Consider the following 20,947-nt stretch of genomic DNA (forward strand, 5'->3'; position numbering starts at 1 on the left):
CTGGGGCCTGCGGTCCGGTCTCCGGGCAACCGGACCGGACCCGGCCCAACCGTCACGCGCGGCCCGCCGACGGCCGCTCGACGCGGCGGTCCCACCAGATGGAGACCGCGAACACCACCATGCCGCCCAGCGCCAGCAGCGTGCCGACCCAGCCGGTGGAGGTCCAGCCCAGGCCGGCGGCGATGGCCACGCCGCCCAGCCACGCGCCCAGCGCGTTGGCGATGTTGAAGGCGGAGTGGTTGAGCGCGGCGGAGAGCGTCTGCGCCTCGCCGGCCACGTCCATCAGCCGGATCTGCAGCGCCGGTGCAATCGCAACGATCGTGCCGATTAGGAACACGCTGATCGAGGCCATCACCGCGTGCCCGGCCATGAAGGCGAAGCTCCCCAGCACCACGGCGTTCCACACCAGCAGCGCGGCGATCGTGCCCTTGAGCGACTTGTCCGCCAGGCGCGAGCCCAACAGGTTGCCCGCCACCATGCCGATGCCGAACAGCGCCAGCGCCAGCGGCATGGCGTCGATGGACAGCCCCGCGACCTCGATCAGCGTGGGCTTGATGTAGCTGAACACGGCGAACATGCCGCCGAAGCCGATGGCGCCGATGCCCAGCGTCAGCCACACCTGCGGCCGGGCCAGCGCGCCCAGCTCGCGCAGCGGGCTGGCGTTGCCGGCAGCGGGCAGGTCGGGCACGCCGCGGCGGATCAGCACGCAGGCCAGCGTGGCGATGGCGCCCACCAGCACGAAGGCCGCGCGCCAGCCGATGTGCTGGCCCAGCCAGGCCGCGATCGGCACGCCCACCAGCGTGGCGCTGGTCAGGCCCGACATCACCAGTCCGACCGCGCTGGCGCGCCGGTCGGGCGGCGCGAGCGAGGCGGCCACCAGCGCCGCCACGCCGAAGTAGGTACCGTGCGGCAGCCCGGCCACGAAGCGCAGCAGGTTCAGCGACAGGTAGCCCGGCGCCAGCGCGCTGGCGAAGTTGCCCAGCGCGAACAGGGCCATCAGCACCAGCAGCAGTGCGCGCCGCGGCCACCCGGCCGCCAGCACGGCCAGCACCGGCGCCCCCAGCACCACGCCCAGCGCATAGGCGCTGATCACGTGGCCCGCCTGCGGAATGGACACGCCCAGGTCCCGTGCCACCTCGGGCAGCAGTCCCATGATCACGAACTCGCCCGTGCCGATGGCGAAGCCGCCCACGCCCAGCGCGATCACCGAGGGCCAGAAGGCCCGGGCACGCCGCTCGGCCAGGGCCTGGGACACCGGGGACGGGGACAGCGTGGAAGCGTTGGACAGCGGCGGCGCGGAGGACATGCGGGAAAGGGGAACCGGAGCCGCCACGGCCCAGCCGCTTCGACTTCGGTCAAGCCGAAAAGGAAGCGGCGATTGTGTTGCGGTGCAGCAAGTCCTTGCCGAGCAAGGGTTAACCCTTAGAAAGGACGCTCAGCAGCCGCTACCGGCTGCCTTCGCCGGCGCCGCGGCCTCGCGCGTCACGAGCCGGATGCCCAGGCACACCAGCAGCAGCGCCAGGGCGTTCTTCCATTCCAGAATGCTTTCGTCCAGGAACAGCGCCGACAGCAGCGCGCCGAAGACCGGGATCAGGAAGGTGAAGGCGGTGATGAGGCTGACGCGGTTGTGCTTGAGCAGCAGGCTCCACAGCGCGAAGGCCGCCGAGGACAGCAGCGCCATGTAGAGCAGCAGCGCGGTGGAGGCGGGCGTGAAGCCCGAGAGCCCGCCGCCGCTGCCGTAGCCCAGCAGCAACAGCAGCGCGCCGCCGATGCCCAGTTGCCAGCCCGTCATCACCATCGCGTCCATGCGCTGCGACACGCGCTTGCCGTAGATGGAAGCGGCCGAGAGCACGAAGGCGGCGATGACGATGAAACCTTCGCCCAGCAGCGTGAACTCGAAGTCCAGCCCCGCGGCGGCGTGGAAGTTCACGACCATCACGCCCACGAAGCCCACCAGGCAGCCCAGCATCTTGGCCGGGCTCAGGCGGTCGTTGTGATAGATGAAATGCGCCAGCAGCACGCTGAAGAACACGCCCGTGGCGTTGAGGATCGAGCCCTTCACGCCCGTCGTGTAGGCCAGCCCGACGTAGAAGAAGATGTACTGCGCCGTGGTCTGCGTGGCGCCCAGCACGGTGAGCATGCCGGGCTGGCGCCGCAGCGGGCCCAGCACGTCCTTGCGCTGCCAGGCCGCCAGCGCCAGTAGCAGCACGCCGGCCAGCACGAAGCGCCAGCCCGCGAACACGAGCTTGGAGGGCACGTCGCCCGCCTCAATGCCGAACAGCGCATACCCGCCCTTGATCGCCGGATACGCGCTGCCCCAGAGCAGGCAGCACAGGGTCGCGAACAGGAACACGGTGCTGCGCTCGGTGAAGGCGTCAGCAGCCGACGGGGCAGGGCGGGCAGGGGTGGCGCAGGGCATCTCTGGAAGTCTTGGAAGCAGCTTGAGGCTTGTTGTGCGTACACCGGGATTTCCTTGGTTGTACGACAACAAGAGGTAGAAAGAACGCACCATTCTGGCTCACGAGCGCTTTTCTCCGCCGCAGCGAGCCTGAATGTCCCGGATTCGAGCCGCACGGCGCCATCGCCTTGACCAAGTTGTATGACCTCTGGTAGCCGCCCGGTGCCGTGCCCAAAAGGCGTGCGCTTGCCTGCGGATTGACGGGGCGCCTACCCTCGCCCCCATGGATCTCCCGCTCCCCTCGCGCGCCACGACGACGACGCCAGCCCATGGCGGCGTCGGCGCGCGGCGGTGCCCCTGCGGGCTGCGACGACAGCCAGCCGCACCCTGCTGAGCCCGGCGATCCCTATCCACCCACCCATTTCGCGCAACGTCGATCGCCGGGCCCCTTCAGCGCACCAGTGCCGGGGCAACGCTTGCCCTGGCCTTGCTTGCAGGAGCAGAGGATGAACATCCTGACCGCCGACGACCGCACGCTGACCGAGCTGGACCACGGCCGCATCGGGCGACTGATCAACCAACAGGAGCGGCACAGCCATCCCATGGCCACCGTGCTTGAAGAGGCCGAGCTGCTGCCTTCGCGCGAGATGCCGCCGGACGTGGTGACCATGCACACGCGGCTGCTGCTCGCCGACCTGCAGACCGGCCGCGAACTCAAGCTCACGCTGTGCTATCCCGCCGATGCCGAGCCCGCGCGCGGCTTCGTGTCGGTGCTGTCGCCCGTGGGCATGAGCGTGCTGGGCCTGCGCGTGGGCGAGGTGGCGCGCTGGCGCCTGCCCGACGGCTGGGAAGGCTCGGCGCGGGTGGAGGCCATCGAGTTCCAGCCCGAGGCCCACGGCATCTACACGCTGTGAGCCCCGCGTCGGCCGCGGCGTGAAGGCGCCGGCCGGCGCTCCGCAGTGCTACGCGGCCTGCACGCCAGCCTCGGGCTGGTCCTGGCCGGTGTGCGCCGTGGACACCAGTAGGTCCGCGCCGCCCTCGGCCAGCACGTGCTTGGTCACGCTGCCCAGCAGCAGGTCCTCCGTCAGGGAGCGGCCATGCTTGCCGAGCACGACCAGGTCGCAGTCCTGCTCCTGTTCCTGCTCGAGGATGCGCATCGACGCGTCGCCTTCCAGCACGCAGCCCGTCCACTGGCCGGGCCGCAGCCCGGCACGCTCGGCCAGGGCGTGCAGTTCCTGCTCGGCCCGGGCGCGGGTCTGGAGCCGGTACTGCTCCACCGTCGCCGCATCCACGCCGGCGAAGCGCAGCTTGTCTTCGAACGGCACCTGGAACACCGTCAGCAGCACCAGCCGCGCGTGCGGCGCCACCTGGCGGGCCAGGGCCAGCGCGTGGGCGGACCAGGGTGAGAAGTCAACGGCCACCAGCACGCGCCGGTAGGGCTCGTGCGGCGTCTGGCGCACCACCAGCAGCGGCGTGAAGGTGCGCCGCAGCAGCCGCTCGGAGGTCGTGCCCACCGCCAGGCGCCGCAGGAAGCCGGCCCCGCGCGCGCCCAGCACCAGCAGCCCGGCGGCCGGGCACTGGGCCTCGGCCAGGATCTCGCGCACGATGGGCCCGGCCTTGGCGCTGATCTCGACCTGCCGCACGTGGCGTGCCGAGCCCACTTCCTGGGCCAGCCGCAGCAGCTGCTGGCGGCTCTGCTCCAGCAGCTGCGACTCCGCGGCGTTGTCCGCGCCCAGCCACTCGCGCAGCAGGCCCAGCACGTCGCCGGGCAGCACGTGCAGCAGCCTCAGCGCGGCACTGGTTTCATGCGCAACCCGGGCCGCGCGCTGCACGGCATGCCGGGCCGGCGCGGAGAAGTCGGTGGCCACGAGGATGGGGCTCAAGGGGCTCATGCGGTCCTTTCCACGGTGCAAGGAGGAGGGGCCGGCGCGGGAGCAAGGCCGACGGCGCATCTTCGCCCCGGCACCACGCCCACGCCCGCATCGCCACGCGGCACCGCGTCCGCCGTTGATCGACATCATCGATTGCGCCGGGCGCGGAACCTGTGGCCGGCGTTTCGACTCAGCCAATGCTTTCGCGTTCAAAAAACCGGCATCCGGCCGCCCACCCCTAGACTGCGCATCAATGTCCCTTCTATTGCTCCTGTGCCTGCCGTTCGTGGGCAGCGCGATCGCGGCGCTGCTGCCCACCAACGCGCGCAACCTCGAATCGCTGTGGGCGGCGGCCGTGGCGCTGGCCGTCGCGGTGCCGCTGGCGCTGCTGTACCCGGAGGTGGCGGGCGGCGCGGTGCTGAGCGAGCGGTTGCAGTGGCTGCCCGGGCTGGGCGTGGACATCGTGGTGCGGCTCGACGGCTTCGCCTGGATGTTCGCGATGCTCGTCAGCGGCATGGGGCTGCTGGTGATCGTCTATGCGCGCTACTACCTCTCGCCCGAGGACCCGGCGGCCCGCTTCTACTCGCTGCTGCTGGGCTTCATGGGCGCGATGCTGGGCGTGGTGACCGCGGGCAACCTGGTTCAGCTGGTGGTGTTCTGGGAGCTCACCAGCGTCTTCTCCTTCCTGCTCATCGGCTACTGGTACCACCGCAAGGACGCGCGGCGCGGCGCGCGCATGGCCTTCACCGTGACGGCCACGGGCGGGCTGGCGATGCTGGCCGGCCTGCTGATCCTGGGCCACATCGTGGGCAGCCACGACCTCGACGCCGTGCTGGCCGCGGGCGACACGGTGCGCGCGCACCCGATGTACCCGCTCGCGCTGGGGCTGATCCTGCTGGGCGCGCTGACCAAGAGCGCGCAGTTCCCCTTCCACTTCTGGCTGCCGCACGCCATGGCCGCGCCCACGCCGGTGTCGGCCTACCTGCACTCGGCCACCATGGTCAAGGCCGGCGTGTTCCTGCTGGCGCGGCTGTGGCCGGTGCTCGCGGGCACCGACGCCTGGTTCTGGACCGTCGGCGGCGCGGGCCTGGCCACGCTGCTGCTGGGCGCCTACGCAGCCATGTTCCAGAACGACCTCAAGGGGCTGCTGGCCTACTCGACCATCAGCCACCTGGGGCTGATCACGCTGCTGCTGGGCCTCAACAGCCCGCTGGCCGCCGTAGCGGCGGTGTTCCACATGATGAACCACGCCACCTTCAAGGCCTCGCTGTTCATGTCGGTGGGCATCATCGACCACGAGACCGGCACCCGCGACATGCGGCGCCTGGACGGCCTGTACCGCAGCATGCCCGTCACCGGCACGCTGGCCATCGTGGCCTGCGCGGCCATGGCCGGCGTGCCGCTGCTCAACGGCTTCCTGTCCAAGGAGATGTTCTTCGCCGAGACGGTGTTCGTGAGCTCGCATCCCGGCGTGGAGGCGGCGCTGCCGCTGGCCGCGACGCTGGCCGGCGTGTTCGCCGTGGTGTATTCGCTGCGCTTCGGGCACGACGTCTTCTTCGGCCCGCCTGCGCGCAACCTGCCGCGCCGGCCGCACGAGCCGGTGCACTGGATGCGGCTGCCCATCGAGCTGCTGGTGCTGGCCTGCGTGGTCGTGGGCACGCTGCCGGCCTGGTCGGTCGGCCCCATGCTGGCCACGGCGGCGCGGCCGGTGGTGGGCGGCACGCTGCCCGAGTACAGCCTGGCCGTGTGGCACGGCTTCAACACGCCGCTGGTGATGAGCCTCATCGCCCTGGTGGCGGGCATCGCGGTGTACCTGCGCTTCGCCCCGCGCTTCAAGCGCCGCGGCGGCCGGGGCGTGCCGCTGATGCCCTGGGACGGCAAGCGGCTGTTCGAGCGCACGCTGGCCCAGGTCACCGCGCTGGCCTGGCGCGGGCGGCGCTGGGCCGGCACGCGGCGGCTGCAGCCGCAACTGTTCTGGATGGTCGCCATCGCGGGCGCCGCGGCACTGGGCTCCGCGCTGATCGTGCCGCTGGAATGGGGCCACCGCCCGCGCGTGCCGGCCACGCTGGAGTTCGTGCTGCTGTGGGTCATCGCCGGCACCTGCGCCATCGGCGCGGCGTGGCAGGCCAAGTTCCACCGCCTGGCGGCGCTGGCCATGCTGGGCGTCGTGGGCCTGGCGCTGTGCATCACCTTCGCGTGGTTCTCCGCGCCCGACCTGGCGCTGACGCAACTGGCGGTGGAGGTGGTCACGCTGGTGCTGTTCCTGCTGGGGCTGCGCTGGCTGCCGCGGCGCATGGAGCAGGACGACCCGCGCACCGTGGGCCGCGCGCGCTGGCGGCGGCGGCGCGACTTCGTGCTGGCGCTGCTCATCGGCGCCGGGCTGGCGGCCTTGTCCTATGCGCTGCTCACGCGCGAGGCGCCGCTGAGCATTTCGCCCTTCTTCCTGGAGCGCGCGCTGCCCCAGGGCGGCGGCGCCAACGTGGTCAACGTGATGCTGGTGGACTTCCGGGCCTTCGACACGCTGGGCGAGATCACGGTGCTGGGCATCGTGGGCCTGACGGTGTTCGCGCTGCTGCGGCGCTTCAGGCCACCGCAGGAGGTGATCCACCAGCCCGCGCAGCAGCAGGTGGTCGGCGACAACCTGCAAAGCGACCTGGCCGAGCGCCCGGCCGCGGCGCCGGTGGCCGAGCAGCGCTACCTGGAAGTGCCCGCGGTGCTGGTACGGCTGCTGCTGCCGGTGGCTGCGATGTTCGCCGTGCACCTGTTCCTGCGCGGGCACAACCAGCCCGGCGGCGGCTTCGTGGCCGGGCTGGTGGTGGCCATCGCCTTCCTCGCGCAGTACATGGTCGGCGGCACGCGCTGGGTGGAGGCGCGCATGCACCTGCGCCCGCCGCGCTGGATCGCCGTGGGCCTGCTGCTGGCGCTGTTCACCGGGCTGGGCTCGCTGGTGGCGGGCCATCCGTTCCTGACCACGCACACCGCGCACTTCACGCTGCCGCTCATCGGCGAGGTGCACCTGCCCAGCGCCACCTTCTTCGACCTGGGCGTGTTCTCCGTGGTCGTGGGCGCGACGCTGCTGCTGCTCACGGCCATCGCGCACCAGTCGCTGCGCGTGCGGCGCCGCGCGGACGACGCCACCGGCGGGGAGGAGCTCTGATGGAACTGATCGTCTCCCTCGCCATCGGCGTGATGACCGGTGCCGGCGTGTGGCTGGTGCTGCGTCCGCGCACCTTCCAGGTGCTCATCGGGCTGTCGCTGCTGTCCTACGCCGTGAACCTCTTCATCTTCAGCATCGGCAGCCTGTCCATCGACAAGGAGCCCATCGTCAAGCCCGGGCTCACCGCCAACCTGGAGAACTACACCGACCCGCTGCCGCAGTCGCTGGTGCTCACGGCCATCGTCATCGGCTTCGCCACCACGGCGCTGTTCCTGGTGGTGCTGCTGGCGCTGCGCGGCCTCAGCGGCAACGACCACGTGGACGGGCAGGAGGAGCGGCCATGATCGCCCCCGCACGGCCGTTCCGAAGGGGGCGATCCGTCCCCCCTGGGGGGACCGCGCGCAGCGCGAGGAGGCACCAATGAACGACGTGTGGTCCGTCCTGGACATGCCGCTGCAGCACCTGGTGGTCGCGCCGGTGCTGCTGCCGCTGGCCACGGCCGCGCTCATGCTGCTGCTGGGCACACGGCGGCGCGGGATCAAGGCAGGGCTCAACCTCGTGTCCACCGTGGCCGGTCTGGTGCTGGCGGTGATGCTGCTGCGCCGGGTGGACGTGGGCGACGCGGCGCAGGCCTTCGCGCTGTACCTGCCCGGCAACTGGCCGATGCCCTTCGGCATCGTGCTGGTGGCCGACCGGCTCTCGGCGCTGATGGCGGTGCTGGCCGGCAGCGTGGCGCTGGCCTCGCTGCTCTACGCCCTGGCGCGCTGGCACCAGGCCGGGGTGTATTTCCACGTGCTGTTCCAGCTGCAGCTCATGGGGCTGTACGGCGCCTTCCTCACCGGCGACCTGTTCAACCTGTTCGTGTTCTTCGAGGTGCTGCTGGCCGCCAGCTACGGGCTGCTGCTGCACGGCGACGGCACGGCGCGGGTGCGCGCCGGGCTGCACTACATCGCCATCAACCTCGTGGCCTCGCTGATGTTCCTCATCGGCGTGGCACTGCTCTACGGCGTGGCCGGCACGCTCAACATGGCCGACCTGTCCATGAAGCTGCGCATGATCCCGGAGAGCGACCGCGGGCTGCTGCACGCCGGGGCCTCGATCCTGGCCATCGCTTTCCTGGCCAAGGCCGCGCTGTGGCCGCTGAACTTCTGGCTGCCGCCGGCCTACGCCGCGGCCAGCGCGCCGGTGGCCGGGCTGTTCGCCATCCTCACCAAGGTCGGCGTGTACGCGGTGCTGCGGCTGTGGACGCTGTGCTTCCCGATCGGCGCGGGCGCCTCGGCGATGTTCGGCAGCGAGGTGCTGGTGTGGGGCGGGCTGGCGACGCTGGCCTTCGGCTCGGTGAGCATGCTGGCCTCGCAGCAGCTCGCGCGGCTGGCGGGCTACAGCGTCATCGCCTCCTCGGGCACGCTCATCGCCGCGCTGGGCTTCAACCAGCCCGCGCTCAGCAGCGGCGCGCTGTTCTACATGGCCAGCTCCACGCTGGCGGGCTGCGCGCTGTTCCTGCTCGTGGAGCTGCTGGAGCGAGCGCGGCAGGTGGAGGTCGCGCCGCCGCAGCTCGACGACAGCCGCGAGGCGCTGCCCTTCTTCGTGGACGCCGAGCCGCCGGCCGGCACCAACCTGGACGACGACGAGGAGGCGCTGACCGGGCGCGCCATTCCCGCGGCGCTGGCCTTCCTGGGCGTGGCCTTCACCGTGTGCACGCTGGTGGTGGCGGGGCTGCCACCGCTGTCGGGCTTCGTCGCCAAGCTGGCCATGCTCACGACGCTGCTGTACTTGCAAGAGGGTGCGGGCTGGGTGCTGTTCACGCTGCTGATCGTCTCCGGCCTGGCGGCCGTCACGGCGCTGCTGCGCGTGGGCATGCGCCACTTCTGGACGCTGCAGGTGCGGCCCGCGCCGCGGCTGCGGATCATCGAGACGCTGCCCATCGGGCTGCTGCTGCTGGGCTGCGTGCTGCTGGCGCTGCACGGCGACCCGGCCCTGCGCTACATGCGCAGCACGGCCGACACGCTGCACCAGCCCGGGCGCTACATCGACGCCGTGATGGGCGCGCGGCCCGTCGTGCCGGCCGCCGTGGAGGCCCAGCCATGAAGCGCTGGCTGCCCGCACCCCTGCTGTCGGCCGCGCTGCTGGCACTGTGGCTGATGCTGCAGGAGAGCCTGAGCCTGGCGCACCTGCTGCTGGGCGGCGTGCTGGCCGTGCTGCTGCCGCGGCTGATGGCGCCGCTGCGCCCGCCGACCGGCCCGGTGCGCCGGCCGCTGGTGCTGGCGCGGCTGATCCTGACGGTGGGCGGCGACGTGGTGCTGTCGGCGCTGCAGGTGGGGCGCGGCGTGCTGCGCGCGCACCGCAGGCCGCCGCGCGGCACCTTCGTGGTGGTGCCGCTGGACCTGCGCGACGAGCACGCGCTGGCTGCGCTGTCGGTGATCACGGCCGTCGTGCCCGGCACGGTCTGGTGCGAGCTCGCGCCGGACCGCAGCGCGCTGCTGCTGCATGTCTTCGACCTCGACGGCGAAGCTGCCTTCATCCACCACTACAAGAGCCGCTACGAGCGGCCGCTGATGGAGATCTTCCAATGAGCCCTGTGCTTTCCGTGGCGATCACGGTGACGCTGTTGATGTACGTGCTGGCCATGGGCCTGGGGCTGATGCGCCTGCTCCGCGGCCCCAGCGCGCAGGACCGCGTGCTGGCCGTGGACTTCATGTACGTCGTGGGCATGCTGCTGATGCTGGTGCTGGCCATCCGCTACGACAGCAGCATGTACTTCGAGGGCGCGCTGCTGATGGTGCTGTTCGGCTTCGTGAGCTCGGTGGCGCTGGCCAAGTTCCTGCTGCGCGGGGAGGTGATCGAATGACCAGCACCGGCGAGTGGATCGTGGCCGCGCTGCTGCTGCTCAGCGGCGCGATGGTGCTGGCCGCCGGGCTGGGCCTGTGGCGGCTGCCGGACTTCTTCCTGCGCATGCACGCGCCGGCGCTGGCCTCGACGCTGGCGGCGTGGATCGTCACGCTGGCCTCCATCGTCTATTTCTCGGCCCGGGGCGAGGGCCTGTCGCTGCACGTGTGGCTGATCATCATCGTGCTGTCCGTCACCGCGCCGGTGACGACCATGGTGCTGGCCCGCGCGGCGCTGTTCCGCCACCGCCAGGCCGGGGACGCCATGCCGCCCGCGCTCAAGCCTCGGCGCCAGGAGCCTCCGCCTCCGCCTGCTCGATGAGCCGCACCAGCGGCATCAGGCGCTGCTCCAGCGCCGCAACCAGCGGACGCAGCACCTCGGCGTCCATGCAACCCTCGCGCAGCCGCGCCTCCAGCGCCTGTGCGGCTTCGGCCAGCTCGGTGGCGCCCAGCGTGGCGGCCAGCCCCTTGAGCCCGTGCGCCGTGAGGCGGGCGGCATTGAAGTCCTGCCGCACCAGGCTTTGCGCCAGCCGCTCGCCGTCGCGCCCATGGTGGCTGGCAAAGAGCCTCAACAGCGCGCCGTAGCGGTGCTCCAGGCCCGCCAGCCGCGTCAGCGCGCCGTCCACGTCCATGCCCGGGTGCTGCGCCAGCCGAGCCAGCAGGTCGTCCTGCGATGCCGAGGCACCCGCCGCCGCGGCCGGAGCACCGGACGGCGCCGCCTGCGGCACCGGCACGGTCTCAACCTGGGCCACCGGCGGCGAAACGCTCCGCGCCGCCTCCTGCGGCGGCAGCCACTTCAGCAGCGCCGCGTACAGCGCCTGCGGGTTCACCGGCTTGCCGATGAAGTCGCTCATGCCCGCAGCCAGGCACTCGGCGCGGTCCTCCTCGAAGGCGTTGGCCGTCATGGCGATGACGGGCAGCGCGGCCAGCGCCGGCTGCGCCCGCAGCGCGCGCGTGGCCTGCAGGCCGTCCAGCACGGGCATCTGCACGTCCATCAGCACCAGGGCGTAGCGCTCGCGCCGCAGCTGCGCCAGGGCCGCCTCGCCGTCCTGGGCCACGTCCACCGCCAGCCCCACGCCGCGCAGCAGCTCCAGCGCCACTTCGCGGTTGATGGCGTTGTCCTCGACCAGCAGCACGCGCGCACCGGCATGGCGCTGCCGCAGCTCGGCCTCGGCCTGCACGCCGGCGGGCGCTGCCGCCTGCACCGGTTCGCCGCGACCCAGCCAGGCCGTGAACCAGAACAGGCTGCCGCGACCCGGCGCGCTGTCGGCGCCGGCCTGCCCGTCCATGAGCGCGGCCACGCGCCGCGTGATGGCCAGACCCAAGCCCGTGCCGCCGTGCTGGCGCGTGGTCGAGCGGTCGGCCTGCTCGAAGGCTTCGAACAGCCGCGGCAGCTGCTGCGCGGCGATGCCCATGCCGGTGTCCTCGACCTCGAAGCGCATCAGCAGCCGCTCGCCGCGCTGCTCCAGCAGCTGCGCGCGCAACGTGATCCGCCCCTGTGCCGTGAACTTCACGGCGTTGGCGGCGTAGTTCAGCAGCGCCTGGCGCACGCGGGTGTCGTCGCCGCGCAGCCAGGACGGCGCGCCGTCGACGGCGACCTCCACCTCCAGCCCCTTGGCCGCAGCGGACGGGGCGATGAAGGAGCGCACCTGCTCCAGCAGGGCGCCCAGGCCGAAGTCGCGCTCCTCCAGCCGCAGCTTGCCGGCCTCGATCTTCGAGAGGTCCAGCACGTCGTTGATGATGGACAGCAGATGCCGCGCCGCGCCGTCGATCTTGGACAGCCGCGCCGACTGCTGCGGCGTGGCGCCGTCGCGCTGCAGCAGGTGCGTCAGGCCCAGGATGGCGTTCATGGGCGTGCGGATCTCGTGGCTCATGTTGGCCAGGAACGCGCTCTTGGCCCGGCTGGCGGCCTCGGCCTCGTCGCGGCGCAGCTGCAGCTCGATCTCGCTGGCGCGGCGCCGGGCGTTCTCGCGCCACAGCAGTGCCAGGATGCCCAGCAGCAGCAGCGTGCCGAAGGCGCCGCCGCCCAGCAGCGTGCGGCGCGTGCGCCAGACGTCGGCCTCCTTGGCCGCCATGCTCTGCTCCAGCAGCAGCTGCTGCCGCGCCTGCAGTTCCGTGATTCGCTGCCGGATGGCGAGCATGTGCACCTTGTCGCGCCAGAGCTTGAGAATGCTGTCGCGCGCGCCCGGAAACCCGCGCGTGCGCACGAGCTCCGCACTGGCCTGCATGCGCAGCAGCTCTTCCTGGATCGGCTTGGCCAGCTGCGCCAGCCGCTGCTGCTGCTCGGGCTGGCTCTCCAGCAGCCGCCGAGCGGACTCCATCCGCCCCTGTGTGGACAGCACCGCGCGGTGGAACATCTCCAGCCGCAACTCGTCGTCCGTGACGATGTAGCCGTGCAGCGCCGCTTCGGCATCGACGAGGGAGAAGAAAAGCCCGTCCAGCTCGTGCAGCGCCAGCTCGCGGCGCGTCTCCCGGCGGTCCGACTCGGCCAGGCTGTTGAGCCGGTCCGAGACCACCCAGCCCACCGACAGCAGCACGGCCAGCGCGACAGTGGTGACCAGGCACGAGAGTTGACCCTCGCCGTGCCGCGACCGCGTCACCAGCAGCAGCCCCGCCGCCAGGCCCAGCATGCCGAGAGCGGTATGCACCGCCATGGCGCGGTACGTGCCCAGGCGGTAGAGCGCGTCGTCGCCGAACAGGTAGCCGAACAGCGCCACCAGGCAGAGGAAGCCAGTGCCCAGGGCGCAGCACCGCGCGTGGCGCGGCGCAATCCAGCCCGGCCCCGAGGCCAGCGCGCTGCCGCACAGCAGGAAGCACAGCGCCGTCAGCGGCGCCATGCGGGCCGAGATCTCGCCCGGGACGCGGTGCAGGTCGATCAGCCAGCCGTCGATGCCCAGCACGATGCCAGCCAAGTCCTGGAACAGCGCAGTGAGCGCCAGCACCACGACCAGCGCGCCCAGGGCGCGGGCCAAGTGACGGCAGCGCAGCGGCGGCAACGCCCGCGCCAGCAGCGCGGCGCCGCACAGCACGAAGCCGGCCGCCGCGTTGGGCTTCATGGATTCGAAGCCCGGCAGCACGTGGCGCAGCGTGGGGATGTCCAGCGCCCAGCCCAGCAGCACGGCGCCGCCCAGTGCCGCCACGGCGCCGCCCAGCAGCCGCGCGGCCCGCAAGGCACTGCGTTCGGCGGCCGGATCGTCATGGAGTGGCGCGGGCGCCTGGGGCGGGGCGTCGGTCACGGGGGGTACTGCTTGGGCAAGGCGGGGACAGGCAACCCTCCATTTTCTCCTGTCCGGCGCCTGCCGCTCCACGGCCGCGGCGAGGCGGCTTGATGCGCCTCAATCCCGGGCTACGGGCAGCGTGCGCCGGCACGGCGCCCACGGGCCGGCCGGTGCACAAGCCACTGCGCCCCTATTGCTGCTCTTCCTGCGCCTGCGAGGCCATGCGCGCCGGCGCGTTGACGGCGCCGTAGCCGTCGTAGCCGCCCAGGCGCTGCACCAGCTCGAAGAAGAAGCCCGCGCCGGCGTAGCCCTCGGTGTAGGCGTGCAGGTAGTCGCCCTGCGGGCTGCGGTCGAACAGCACGCCCGCCGCGCGCAGCCGCTGCACGAGTTCCGGCGCCACCTCGAAGCGGGTGGGCAGGTCGTCGTAGTAGTTGTCGGAGATGGGCACGAAGCGCACGCCCGCGCGCCGGAGCTTGTCCACCGCGGCGAACAGGTCGCTGCAGCCGAAGGCGATGTGCTGCACGCCCACGCCGCCGCTGGCCTGCGCGGCCTGCGCCATGCGCGTGCGCTCGCTCATGCTCATGTTGAGCACCAGGCGCAGGTGCCGCGCCGCATCCGACATGCCGGTGCTGCGGATCAGGCCGAAGGGGTCGGCGAACTTCACCGCGTCGCCCGCGTCCAGCCCCAGCACCGCGCGGCAGAACAGCACCCAGGTGTCGAGCCGGTCCGCCGTCAGGCCGACGGCCAGGTGGTCGATGCACTCCAGGCCCGCGCCGCCGGCGCCTTCGGCGGCCTCGGGTTCGAGGATGAAGTCCTTTTCGAACAGCCCGTTCTCGCCCAGCGCCTCGTCCACGAAGTGCAGCACGATGCCGCCCGGCGCCACGATCGAGGGCAGCCGCTGCTCGCCCGTGCCCGTGGGCGCGTCGTAGCGCGCGGACTGCAGCGCCGTGGCGCGGTTCAGCGCGCCCACCGGGTCGTCCGTCCGCAGCCCCAGCGCGCACACCGAGGGCCCTTGCAGGCTGAAACGCTCGCGCGCGGCCGGCGTGGCCTGCTGGTTGAGCACCAGGTTGACGCCGCCCTGGCGGAACAGCGTCACGGCTTTGGAGCGGTGCCGCCCGGCGAAGCGGAAGCCCAGCTGCCGCACCAGGTGGCCCAGCGCCTCGGCATGCGCGCCGTCCACCGCGAACTCGATGAAGCTCAGGCCGCTGAAGCGCGGCACCGGCGGCGGGTTGAACAGCACCTGGCGCTGCAGCAGCCGCGCCGCGTGGGCGTCCTCGCCCTGCGCCTGCTCCAGGCGCTGGCGCACCTCGCTCTCCAGCCACAGCAGCGAGCGCATGGCGTCCACCGCGATGCGGCGGTTGGGCGTGGCGCGGAACACGTCGTTGAAGATCTCCAGCGACAGCGGCCCGCCGTAGCCCGCGCGCGCGCACTGCTCGAAGAAGCCCACCACGTCGAACTGGCCCTGGCCGGGGAAGTTGCGGTGGTGGCGCGCCCAGTCGATCACGTCCAGGCCCATCAGCGGCGCGTCGGCCATCTGCACGAAGAAGAGCTTTTCGCCCACGTCGGCGATGCCCTGCGGGCTGTCCTTGAGCGAGGCCGTGTGGAAGCTGTCCACGATCAGCCCCAGATGCGGATGGTCCGCCCGCTGCACGATGTCCCAGGCCTGGCGCCACTTGTTGACGTGCCGGCCCCAAGCCAGGGCCTCGAAGCCGATGCGCAGGTTGCGCCGCGCGGCGCGATCGGCCAGCACGTGCAGCTGCTCGGCGGCGAGCTGCGGGTCGGGCAGCGCCAGCGGCGAGGTGTTGGAGCACACCAGCACCATCGGGCAGCCCAGCGCCTCCATCAGGTCGAACTTCTTCTCGGCGCGCACCAGGCTGCGCTCGAAGGCATCCTGGGGCATGCCCTCGAAGTCGCGGAAGGGCTGGAACAGCTCGACCTTCAGGCCCAGGTCGTCGCACTGCTGCCGCAGCTCGGCGGCGGACATGCGCGCGTTGGTGAAGTCGGGCTCGAACAGCTCGATGCCGTCGAAGCGCGCGGCGGCGATCGCCTGCAGCTTGTCGCGCAGCGTGCCGGAGAGGGAAACGGTGGCGATGGAGCGGCGCATGGGGAAGGGCCTCGTCGGGTTCAGGCCGCGCGCTCGGCCAGCAGGCGGCGGAAATGGGCGTCGATGCGCGCGGCATCGGGCTCGCGCCCGGTGAAGAGCTTGAAGGCGCCCACGGCCTGGCCCACGGCCATGCCGCCGCCGTCCACCGTGGGGCAGCCCTTGGCGCGCGCGGCCTTGAGCAGCGCGGTGTCGATGGGGAAGTACACGACCTCCGACACCCACAGCTCCGGGCGCAGCAGCTCCTCGGCCAGGGGCAGGCCCGGCATCTTGTCCATGCCCATCGGGGTGGCGTGGATCAGGCCCGTGGCGTCGGCGATGCCGCCGGCGATGTCGGCCGCGGCCACGGCCCGGCCCGCGCCGTAGAGGCGGTTGAGCTCGGCGGCCAGCCCTTCAGCACGCGCCGGGTCCACGTCGAAAAGGCGCAGCTCCTGCACGCCCATGCGCAGCGCCGCGTGCGCGATGGCCGAGCCCGCGCCGCCGGTGCCCAGCAGCAGGACACGGGACAAGTCCGCGTCAGGCAGCTGGCGCTGGAAATTCCAGGACCAGCCCGAGCCGTCGGTGTTGTGGCCGATGAGCTTGCCGTCGCGGTGCACCACGGTGTTGACCGCGCCCATGGCGCGCGCCTCGTCGGAGAGGTCGTCCAGCAACGGGATGACGGCCTGCTTGCAGGGGAAGGTGATGTTCAGCCCGGCAAAGCCCATCGTGCGCACGGCCGCCAGCAGCGTGGGCAGCAGCTCGGGGCCGGACTGGGTGGTGTCCAGGTCGATGAGCTGGTAGTGCATGCGCAGGCCGTGGTGGCGCGCTTCCTCCTCCTGCATCGCGGGCGTGAGCGAGCGCTGGATGCCCGCGCCGATCAGGCCCACGAGCAGCTTGTTGTGGGGAAAGGCCATGGGGGTGGAGGAGGCGGTCATGGTGGGGTGTGGAAGTCGTTGAGGCAAAGAAAAGGGGCGGCCGAGGCCGCCCCCCAAAGCGCAGCGCTTACTTGCGGACCTTGGCGATCTCGGCGTTGAGCGCCTTGACGGTGTCGGCACCGACCACCGCGGTCTGCTTCTCGATCACGGGCTTGACCTTGGCGCGCAGCTTCTCGACCTCGGCCGGGGCCAGCTGCGTGACCTGCATGCCGGCCTTCTTCAGGTCGTCCAGGGCCACGTCGGCCTGGGTGCGCGAGAGGCCGCGCTGGAACGTGGTGGCCTGCGCGGCGGCGTCGGTGATGAGCGCCTTCTCGTCCGCGTTGAGCTTGTCCCAGAACTTCTTGCTCACGATCACGGCCTGCGTGTTGTAGATGTGGTGCGTGAGCGTGAGGTACTTCTGCACCTCGTTGAACTTGTTGGCGCGGATGACGGTGGCCGGGTTCTCCTGGCCGTCGATGGCCTTCTGCTCCAGCGCCGGGTACACCTCGGGGAAGGGCATGGGCGTGGCGTTGGCGCCCAGCGCATTGAAGAGGTCGATGTAGATGGGCGACTGGATGACGCGGATCTTCAGGCCCGCGATGTCCTCGGCCTTGGCGATGGCGCGCTTGCTGTTGGTGAGGTCGCGGAAGCCCAGGTCCCAGTAGTTCAGGCCCACCAGGCCCTTGGGCTCCAGCTTGGCGAACAGGCCCTTGCCGAAGGCGCCGTCGGTCACGGCATCGGCTTCCTGCGCGGTGTTGAACAGGAAGGGGAAGTCGTAGACCGCGAACTCCTTGACCTGCGACTGCAGGATGCCGGCGTTGAGCACCGTCATCTCCAGCGTGCCGCCCTGCAGCGCGGAGACGGTCTGCACGTCACCGCCCAGCGTGCCGCCCGGGAACAGCTTCACCGTGATCTTGCCGCCGGACTTCTGCGACACGAGGTCGGCGAACTTCTGCGCGCCCTGGCCCTGCGGATGCTCCTTGGGGTTCTGGAACGCGAACTTGATGGTGTGTTCCTTGATGTCGGCGGCGCTGGCGCCCAGGGGCAGCAGCGCGACGACGGCAGCGGCGGCAAAGAGGGTGCGGACGAGCTTCATGGAATGGTCTCCGGGATTCGTGTTGGAGGAGCGGACAGGAATTGCAGGCAGGGTCGGACGAAGCGGCCGGCGCCCGCACAAGGCGCCAGCCGTTGCACCGTCAACTGGCGAACCAGCGCGCCGGCACGGTGACGATGGAGGGGAAGAACACCATCAAAAACATGACGATGAACTGCGCGGTCATGAACGGGATGACGCCGCGGGTGACCTCGTCCATCTTCATGCGGCCCACGCCGGCCACGACGTTGAGCACCGTGCCCACCGGCGGCGTGATCAGGCCGATGGCGTTGTTGATGATGAACAGCACGCCGAAGTAGACGGGGTCGATCCCCGCGGCCTTGATCACGGGCATCAGCACCGGGGTCATGATCAGGATGGTGGGCGTCATGTCCATGGCGGTGCCCACGGCCATGACCAGGAACATGATGGCGATGAGCAGCAGCGTCTGGTTGCCCATGAAGGGCTCCAGCAGGCTGATCATCTGGCTGGGGATGTCGGCCACGGTGATGAGCCAGGCCGAGACCATCGCGGCGGCCACCAGGAACATGATCACGGCGGTGGTCTTGGCCGCCGAGACGAACACGCCGTAGAGCTGGTTGAGCTTCATCTCGCGGTACACCAGCATCGACACCAGCAGCGCGTACACGGCGGCCACCACGGCGGCCTCGGTCGGGGTGAAGACGCCCATCTTCAGGCCCACGATCACGATCACCGGCAGCCCCAGCGCCCACAGCGACTGGCGCAGCGCGGCGAGCTGCTCCTTGAGGCTGGCCTTGGGCGGGGGCTGAATGTTCTCGCGCTTGGCCACGAAGTACCAGGCGATGGCGATGGAGGTGCCCATCAGGATGCCCGGCACGATCCCGGCCAGGAACAGCTTGGAGATGGAGACGTTGGCCGCGACGCCGAAGATCACGAAGCCGATGGACGGCGGAATGATCGGCGCGATGATGCCGGCCGAGGCGATGAGGCCGCCGCTCTTGGCCTTGTCGTGGCCCGCCTTGACCATCATGGGCAGCAAGAGCGCTGCCAGCGCGGCGGTGTCGGCCACGGCCGAGCCCGAGAGCGCGGCGAGCATGCACGCCGCCAGGATCGCCACGAAGCCCAGCCCGCCCCTCTTGTGGCCCACCAGCGTCAGCGCCAGCTTGACGATGCGCGCGGACAGGCCGCCGACGTTCATGATCTCGCCGGCGAGCATGAAGAAGGGCACGGCCAGCAGCGGGAAGCTGTCGGCGCCGTTGATCACGTTCTGCGCCAGGATCTGCGCGTCGAACATGTCCAGGTGCCACATCAGCGCCACGCCCGACACCAGCAGCGAGTACGCGATCGGGATGCCCAGCGCCATGGCGCCCAGCAGCGAGCCCAGGAAGATGAAGACGGTCATGGTGGAGTCCTTGTGCTTGTTCTGAGGCGGCGCGGCTTCAGCGCTGTGCGGCGGGGCGCGTGGGCTGGCCGTCGAGCTTCATGGGCTCGTCCAGGTGCAGGTCGTGCAGCGCGGCCAGGTCCTCGGACTCCTGCACCATCACCAGCTCCTCGTCGCGCACCTTGCCGGTGAGCGTGCGGATGAGATCGCGCAGCAGCAGCAGCGCCGCGGAGACGGCGAAGAACACGCCCGAGGCGTAGAAGATCGCCACCGAGGCACCCGTCACCGGCGCCTGCACGTCGGCGTTGATCTGCGCCTGCACCAGGCTGCCCTGGAACAGCAGCCACGTGACGTAGAGCATGGCGAGCTGCGAGATCACCAGGCACACCTTCTTGCCCGTCTTGCCCAGGCGCGACACGAGCATGTCGGTGCCCAGGTGGCCGTGCTCCTTGATGGCCACGATGGCGCCCAGGAACGTCAGCCATACGAACAGCCAGCGCGAGACCTCCTCGCTCACGGTGATGCCGGAGTTGAAGGCGTAGCGCAGCACCACGTTGCCGAACACCAGCACCACCATGATGGCCAGCGCCAGCGCAATGAGCGCGTCGAGCACGCGGCAGTAGCCGTCCAGGAATCGGTTCATGAGCTTGTCTCCGTGTCGGGCACCGGGAACGGCGCGTGGTTCTTGCGGCAAACGGCGCGGTCCTCATTTGCCGCGGATCAGAAATGTACGAACTGGTTCGTTTTCCCGCGTTGGGATTAACCCCTAGATGCAGCGCAGCAAAGAAAACGGTTCCAGTTCGGATTTGGCGAAGGCGCAGGCGGGTGCACCCGGTCGCGCCTTGTGAGCAGAGAACGTATTACTTCCTCAAGCGTGGTGCCTAAATTCCACGCTGGGCGCGCGGGACGGCAGCCCGCGCCGGGCTGGAAGGGACGCGGGCCCGGGGCAGCGTTCAGCGCCGCACGAAGCGCACCACCATGTCCACGATGCTGTCGCGCCGCGCGGCGATGGCCTCGGGCGACTCCAGGTCGCGCTTGAAGATCAGCGAGAAGGTGTGGCGGTTGGCGACGTTGAAGACGCTTAAAGCGCTGATGGACATGTGCAGGTCCACCGGGTCGAGCCCCGCGCGGAACACGCCGGCCTCCACCCCGCGCTCGTAGACACGGCGCACGGCGTCGATGGCGGGCACGTTGAGCTGCTGGATCACCTTGCTCTGCGCCATGAACTCGCCGCGGTGGATGTTCTCGTTCATCACCAGCCGGATGAAGTCCGGGTGCTCCCGCTGGTAGTCCACCGTGTGCGCCACCAGCCGGCGCAGCGCCTCCTCGGGGTCGAAATCTTCCAGGTGCAGCTGCGACTCGATCGCGCGCATGGCGCTGTACGCGTTCTCCAGCACCGCGACGTACAGCCCCTCCTTGTTGCCGAAGTAGTAATAGAGCATGCGCTTGCTGGTGCGCGTGGCCTCGGCGATCGCGTCCACGCGCGCACCGGCCAGGCCCTTGTCGGCGAACTCCCGCGTGGCCACGGCCAGGATGTCGGCCATCGTGCGTTCCGGGTCGTGCGTGCGCGTGCCCTCCGCCTTGGCCGTCGCGGCCCGGGGGGCGGAATGTACTGTCTCGTTCATGGCGCGCAGTGTAGGAGCCGCCATCCCCGGGCAAGCTGACAACCCCAGCGCTGACCTCCTGGTGGAAACCCTAAGCATCACCACTGGAAGCTTCGGACGCATCTCGGGTCGCGCGCCGCCAGCGCCGCTTCCACTTCAGCCGCCGCGCTGCAAGCGCAATGACCACTGCAGGCACCTGCCCGTCACGCGGCGGTCACGCGGCACCCGAAAAAACTTGATGGCACTCAAGGGCTTAGCACGGCCGGCGTGCATGGTGGCGCGTGCGCCCGCCAGCGGCATGGAACTTGTGATCCCGTTGGCGACGCCCGGTCGGGAGAAGGGCGGCAGTTCCACGAACGGGAGA

The 20,947-nt window shown here is 70.9% G+C and carries 17 protein-coding genes; 7 read left to right on the forward strand and 10 right to left on the reverse strand.

Annotated features, from left to right (window positions below; all coding sequences use genetic code 11):
• Nucleotides 1-52: 52 nt before the first annotated feature.
• On the reverse strand, nucleotides 53-1,306 hold the full coding sequence (locus H537_RS0123080; RefSeq protein ID WP_028999736.1) for an MFS transporter: 1,254 nt from the start codon (nucleotides 1,304-1,306) through the stop codon (nucleotides 53-55).
• Between the two features lie 129 nt (nucleotides 1,307-1,435).
• Nucleotides 1,436-2,419 (reverse strand): DMT family transporter, encoded by a 984-nt coding sequence (locus tag H537_RS0123085; RefSeq protein ID WP_028999737.1) that lies wholly within the window; start codon nucleotides 2,417-2,419, stop codon nucleotides 1,436-1,438.
• Between the two features lie 485 nt (nucleotides 2,420-2,904).
• Here H537_RS0123085 and H537_RS0123090 point away from each other — a divergent pair, with 485 nt between their 5' ends.
• A complete protein-coding gene (locus H537_RS0123090; protein WP_028999738.1) occupies nucleotides 2,905-3,312 on the forward strand; it encodes a GreA/GreB family elongation factor in 408 nt (135 codons plus the stop codon).
• Nucleotides 3,313-3,360: 48 nt separating this feature from the next.
• Here the strand turns inward: H537_RS0123090 and H537_RS44960 are convergent, their stop codons facing one another.
• Nucleotides 3,361-4,290: a universal stress protein gene (locus tag H537_RS44960; protein ID WP_051243131.1), complete on the reverse strand. Its 930-nt coding sequence runs from the start codon at nucleotides 4,288-4,290 to the stop codon at nucleotides 3,361-3,363.
• Nucleotides 4,291-4,522: 232 nt separating this feature from the next.
• Here H537_RS44960 and H537_RS0123100 point away from each other — a divergent pair, with 232 nt between their 5' ends.
• The 6 genes from H537_RS0123100 to mnhG all read left to right on the forward strand — a co-directional run bounded on the left by H537_RS0123100 (nucleotide 4,523) and on the right by mnhG (nucleotide 10,633).
• Nucleotides 4,523-7,426, forward strand: coding sequence for a monovalent cation/H+ antiporter subunit A (locus tag H537_RS0123100; protein ID WP_028999739.1), 2,904 nt, complete (start codon nucleotides 4,523-4,525; stop codon nucleotides 7,424-7,426).
• Complete coding sequence (locus H537_RS0123105) at nucleotides 7,426-7,770, forward strand: Na+/H+ antiporter subunit C (RefSeq protein WP_028999740.1); 345 nt, start codon at nucleotides 7,426-7,428, stop codon at nucleotides 7,768-7,770. Before H537_RS0123100 ends, H537_RS0123105 begins: the two co-directional genes overlap by 1 nt.
• A 76-nt stretch (nucleotides 7,771-7,846) precedes the next feature.
• Nucleotides 7,847-9,514 carry a monovalent cation/H+ antiporter subunit D gene (locus H537_RS0123110; protein ID WP_028999741.1) on the forward strand — a complete coding sequence of 556 codons (1,668 nt, stop codon included), beginning with the start codon at nucleotides 7,847-7,849 and terminating at the stop codon, nucleotides 9,512-9,514.
• Complete coding sequence (locus H537_RS0123115) at nucleotides 9,511-9,999, forward strand: Na+/H+ antiporter subunit E (protein ID WP_028999742.1); 489 nt, start codon at nucleotides 9,511-9,513, stop codon at nucleotides 9,997-9,999. Before H537_RS0123110 ends, H537_RS0123115 begins: the two co-directional genes overlap by 4 nt.
• On the forward strand, nucleotides 9,996-10,274 hold the full coding sequence (locus H537_RS0123120) for a K+/H+ antiporter subunit F (RefSeq protein WP_028999743.1): 279 nt from the start codon (nucleotides 9,996-9,998) through the stop codon (nucleotides 10,272-10,274). Before H537_RS0123115 ends, H537_RS0123120 begins: the two co-directional genes overlap by 4 nt.
• A complete protein-coding gene (gene mnhG, locus H537_RS0123125; protein ID WP_028999744.1) occupies nucleotides 10,271-10,633 on the forward strand; it encodes a monovalent cation/H(+) antiporter subunit G in 363 nt (120 codons plus the stop codon). Before H537_RS0123120 ends, mnhG begins: the two co-directional genes overlap by 4 nt.
• Here mnhG and H537_RS49610 read toward each other — a convergent pair.
• The 7 genes from H537_RS49610 to H537_RS0123160 all read right to left on the reverse strand — a co-directional run bounded on the left by H537_RS49610 (nucleotide 10,590) and on the right by H537_RS0123160 (nucleotide 20,604).
• Complete coding sequence (locus H537_RS49610; protein WP_156901893.1) at nucleotides 10,590-13,547, reverse strand: response regulator; 2,958 nt, start codon at nucleotides 13,545-13,547, stop codon at nucleotides 10,590-10,592. The genes mnhG and H537_RS49610 overlap by 44 nt on opposite strands.
• A 172-nt stretch (nucleotides 13,548-13,719) precedes the next feature.
• On the reverse strand, nucleotides 13,720-15,633 hold the full coding sequence (locus H537_RS0123135; RefSeq protein WP_028999745.1) for a bifunctional sugar phosphate isomerase/epimerase/4-hydroxyphenylpyruvate dioxygenase family protein: 1,914 nt from the start codon (nucleotides 15,631-15,633) through the stop codon (nucleotides 13,720-13,722).
• A 20-nt stretch (nucleotides 15,634-15,653) separates the two neighbouring features.
• Entirely contained in the window at nucleotides 15,654-16,544 is an 891-nt protein-coding gene (locus H537_RS0123140) for a shikimate dehydrogenase (RefSeq protein ID WP_051243133.1), read from the reverse strand.
• Nucleotides 16,545-16,611: 67 nt separating this feature from the next.
• Entirely contained in the window at nucleotides 16,612-17,619 is a 1,008-nt protein-coding gene (locus H537_RS0123145; protein WP_028999747.1) for a TRAP transporter substrate-binding protein, read from the reverse strand.
• 100 nt (nucleotides 17,620-17,719) lie between these two features.
• Nucleotides 17,720-19,000 carry a TRAP transporter large permease subunit gene (locus H537_RS0123150; RefSeq protein WP_028999748.1) on the reverse strand — a complete coding sequence of 427 codons (1,281 nt, stop codon included), beginning with the start codon at nucleotides 18,998-19,000 and terminating at the stop codon, nucleotides 17,720-17,722.
• 37 nt (nucleotides 19,001-19,037) lie between these two features.
• A complete protein-coding gene (locus H537_RS44970; RefSeq protein WP_051243134.1) occupies nucleotides 19,038-19,622 on the reverse strand; it encodes a TRAP transporter small permease in 585 nt (194 codons plus the stop codon).
• A gap of 310 nt (nucleotides 19,623-19,932) precedes the next feature.
• On the reverse strand, nucleotides 19,933-20,604 hold the full coding sequence (locus tag H537_RS0123160; RefSeq protein ID WP_028999749.1) for a TetR/AcrR family transcriptional regulator: 672 nt from the start codon (nucleotides 20,602-20,604) through the stop codon (nucleotides 19,933-19,935).
• Nucleotides 20,605-20,947 lie beyond the last annotated feature (343 nt).

This window comes from Azohydromonas australica DSM 1124, from assembly GCF_000430725.1.
GTDB lineage: Bacteria > Pseudomonadota > Gammaproteobacteria > Burkholderiales > Burkholderiaceae_C > Azohydromonas > Azohydromonas australica.